This is a genomic window from Kitasatospora sp. NPDC024654, from assembly GCF_055559155.1.
Window position 1 is genome coordinate 1 of sequence record NZ_JBVHLF010000217.1, and the last position, 3224, is coordinate 3224.

A 3224-nucleotide genomic window follows, 5' to 3' on the forward strand; every position below is an offset into this window, starting at 1 on the left:
CCTAGACAAGCCGGATCATCGCAGGTGGCAGGGCACCTTTCCCATGCCGTGACAAACAGTCACCGATCAACAGCGACGTGATGAAACATCGAGGCAGGTGGTCCTCGGCCTTCGCGCGGAGCCGGGTGCCGCCGGCGGGGTCGATGGTCTCGGGCCAGACGACAGCGTCGAGGTAGCGGGCCCACTGGTCGAAGGCGGCCCGCTTCTCGGCGGCGCCGAACGTCGGCTGCTGCACGGTGCCGGTCAGGCTGCTGCCGGTGCCGATCCGCCAGTCCAGAGTGGGCAGCTTGGCGCGGAACGCCTCGGTGAGCAGCTCGGCCAGAACCTTGGTGCCCTTCAGCTGCCAGCGGGTCATGTCCTGCTCGGTGACCGGGCCAAGGAGGCTGGGGGTGTCATCCATCGGGTGCTCCTTCGGGTGAGGGCCTGCCGCGCGGGATGGCAGGCCAAATCGGTCAGCGGTGGGCGGGGTGGCCGAGCTCCGCCGGGAAGTGGGCGGCGGCCAGACGATCCAGTTCGTCGCCCAGGTCGATTCCGGCGTTGTCGAGCGCGGCCTGGAGTTCGGTGGCGGTCTCGGAGACCGCGGCGGTGCGGGTGAGGGCGTCGCTGTCGTCGCTGGGCGGGTTGGTGGTGACGGCGGCCCAGATGTGCTGGGCGATGATGCGCCGCATGGTGGCAAGATCGCTGGCGGGGCCAGTCATGGGCTGCTCCTTGGGGTGGAGGCGCCGCAGGGTGCGGCGGCCGGTTGACGGGGGTCATGACGGGGCGATGACGATCCGATCCCCAACAGGTCGCGTGCTGGTGATCTCCCTAGCGATGGCCGTCACTTGCGTGTTCGGATGAGCCGGGGCCGCCGCGGTGTGCGCGGTGGCGGTTGACAGCCGGGTGGGGGAAATGGGTCAGGTACAGGAGAGATCGGGTAAAGCTGACATCGCAGGGCTCGTGCTCTTTGGCGGGCTGCTGATCGGGCTGGAGGGCTGGCTCGCGGGGAGTGTGCCCGCAGCCGGGTTCTTCCTCTTCCTGCTATTCGGGATCGGGAGTGCCTGGAGAGGGGCCGTCAAAGCCGGTCCGACTCTGCGGCGATGGCGGCGCGCCGTAATGGGCGCTCTTGTGGCCCAGGCGATCACCGCGGCAGTCCTCCGTCTGGCCTTGTACGTTGCGTTCGCTCGGATGCACGTCCCCTGGTGACGGGCCGCCCCGGGCGCGACGGCCCAGGCTCAGAGGTTGTCTTGAGGTTCTGCGGGGAGTCGCGGTGCCAGGCTGTGCGTACGGCTACTACCTGGGGGTGCGGGATGGACGGCGGAGGGCACGGCGGCGGGGACTTCGGGGGCCACCACGGCGGCGGATTCGGTGGCCACCATCACGGGGGCCATCACCACGGCGGTGACAATCTCGGCTGGATCAACAGCAGCAGCGGCCACCAGCCCAGCGGGCGCAGCTGCGGACAAGGACTCGCCGGCCGACAAGGGTGGCTGGCTGTGGTTGGCTTGGTGGTCGTGCTCTTCGTGCTCGCGCTCTTGGTCGGCTGAGAGGCGCCAGTACGGTGTCAGTTGGTCGGGTCGGGCTCGACCAGTTGCAGGCCGAGCGCCTCGCGGTACTCGTCGTTGAGGAACAGGGCGACCGGGCGTCCGTCTTCGGTGAGGCAGCAGACGATGGTGTCGCCGCCGGCCTTCTTCGGGTGAATGACGAGGCGATCCCAGCGGACGATCAATGGGTCCATGGCGGCCTCCTGGTCAGGTGGTCAGCGCGGCGTCACGGCGGCGGAGAAACACGCCGCCGCTCTCGCGGATCAGGTCGGACAGCTCGAACAGGTCGACCTCGCCCGTGTTGGCGAGGCTGACGAGCTCCTCGACACTGCGGGTCCAGTCGGCGAGCCGTGCCGCAGCGGTACCGGCCTGCCAGGCCTGCTCCTCGGTGGGGAAGTAGGCGAGCAGCCGGCCGGAGTGGTGGGCGAGCCGCCACTGGTCGGACGGCGGCCGATCGTCCTCAACCGTGACAGTGGCGTGGATGCAAAGGCCGGGCGCGACGAGCTGCGCCTCGACGGTGACCGGGGCCGCGCCGCTCTGGGGCACGGTCAGCGGGATCGGGGCAGGGCGAAGCATCGTGATCTCCTCACGTGGGGTGGATGGGGGCGGCGCCAGTCAGCGGGCACGGGCCGCGGTGCGCTGAAGGAGCTGTTGGACGTCGACCGCCCGCCGGCCAGCGGCGTCGTTCCAGCGGTCGACCGGCTGGCCTTCGCCCTGGCGGCCGAGCTGGTTGCCGATCTGCAGCCGGGCCTCGGTGACGGTCGCGGGTGTGCCGTAGCCGGCGGCGAGTACGCGGATCTGTGCACCCAGCAGGCAGACGGCGCCGCGGTCGTCCCACAGCGCGCCCTGGATCCAGCCGTGCTGGTGGATATACCGGGAGACCAGGTCGAGGTGCTGGGCGACGGTCACCTCGGCGACCGGGTGCCGGCCGCGGATCCGGTCGAGCAGGGTCGGCTCGGGCCGCTCGATCCCGGCGTGCCAGGCCTGGACGACCTGGCCGTACCGGCAGACGGTCGGGGCGAGCAGGGCGGCGGCCGGGTCGGGCGCCGGGGTGGCGATGCTGCGCAGGTACTGCTCGACCTCGGCGACCAGGAGCAGGCCGGCCGTGTCCAGGTCGAACGCGGATGGTGCGGTGAGCAGTGCGGGCATGGCTGGCCTCCTTCCTGATCGATGACGCCTTCGGGTGGTCGGGCGCTCAGCGGGTACGGAAGATCTGGATGTCCCACCGAAGTTCGCGGAGGATGTTGTCTCGGATCTGCTCGCGGAGCTGCTCGTCGGTCAGTCCGTCTGCGCACTGGCCGCCGCCGCGTATCTGCAGGAGGACGCGGCCATCGGGGGCGGTGACGGTGGTGCTGTGATCGAAGCGGTTCATCGGGGAGCCCTTTCCGTGGGGCCGGTCGGTCCGGCCACCGCACCCCACCCGCGACGGGCGGATGGAGCACGGTGGTCAGGCCGGTCGGTCAGGCGGTGCAGAACTGGGCGTGCGCGGACGCGGCGGCCGTGACGATCGCGGTCGGGTCGCCGAACCGGCGGTGGTTGAGCGGCTTGTCGCTGCCGTGGTGGAGGCGGCAGAAGCTGCTGGTCAGGGTGGACGGGGCCGGGTTCCCCCGCGAGCTGCTGGAGTGGATCGCCTCGGCCGGGGGTCGCGCCTCGCCGACGTTTCGCTGGGAGTACTCGGTCGGCTGGGCCTTCACCGGCCGT

General features: G+C 70.8%; 7 protein-coding genes. All 7 read right to left on the reverse strand.

Going from position 1 to position 3224, the window contains the following annotated elements; translation table 11 throughout:
• Window position 1: 1 nt before the first annotated feature.
• The gene (locus ACZ38L_RS39005) at window positions 2-400 is read right to left on the reverse strand and encodes a hypothetical protein (RefSeq protein ID WP_465702819.1); all 399 of its coding nucleotides are present in this window, start codon (window positions 398-400) and stop codon (window positions 2-4) included.
• 52 nt (window positions 401-452) lie between these two features.
• Window positions 453-698 (reverse strand): hypothetical protein, encoded by a 246-nt coding sequence (locus tag ACZ38L_RS39010; RefSeq protein WP_465702821.1) that lies wholly within the window; start codon window positions 696-698, stop codon window positions 453-455.
• An 845-nt stretch (window positions 699-1543) separates the two neighbouring features.
• Window positions 1544-1717 (reverse strand): hypothetical protein, encoded by a 174-nt coding sequence (locus tag ACZ38L_RS39015; RefSeq protein ID WP_465702823.1) that lies wholly within the window; start codon window positions 1715-1717, stop codon window positions 1544-1546.
• A 13-nt stretch (window positions 1718-1730) separates the two neighbouring features.
• Window positions 1731-2099, reverse strand: a complete 369-nt coding sequence (locus tag ACZ38L_RS39020) for a hypothetical protein (RefSeq protein ID WP_465702825.1) — start codon at window positions 2097-2099, stop codon at window positions 1731-1733.
• Window positions 2100-2138: 39 nt separating this feature from the next.
• Entirely contained in the window at window positions 2139-2672 is a 534-nt protein-coding gene (locus ACZ38L_RS39025) for a DUF6197 family protein (protein WP_465702827.1), read from the reverse strand.
• Window positions 2673-2718: 46 nt separating this feature from the next.
• Window positions 2719-2895, reverse strand: a complete 177-nt coding sequence (locus tag ACZ38L_RS39030; protein WP_465702829.1) for a hypothetical protein — start codon at window positions 2893-2895, stop codon at window positions 2719-2721.
• Window positions 2896-2983: 88 nt separating this feature from the next.
• On the reverse strand, window positions 2984-3224 hold a 241-nt coding region (locus tag ACZ38L_RS39035; protein ID WP_465702831.1), incomplete at its 5' end, for a hypothetical protein.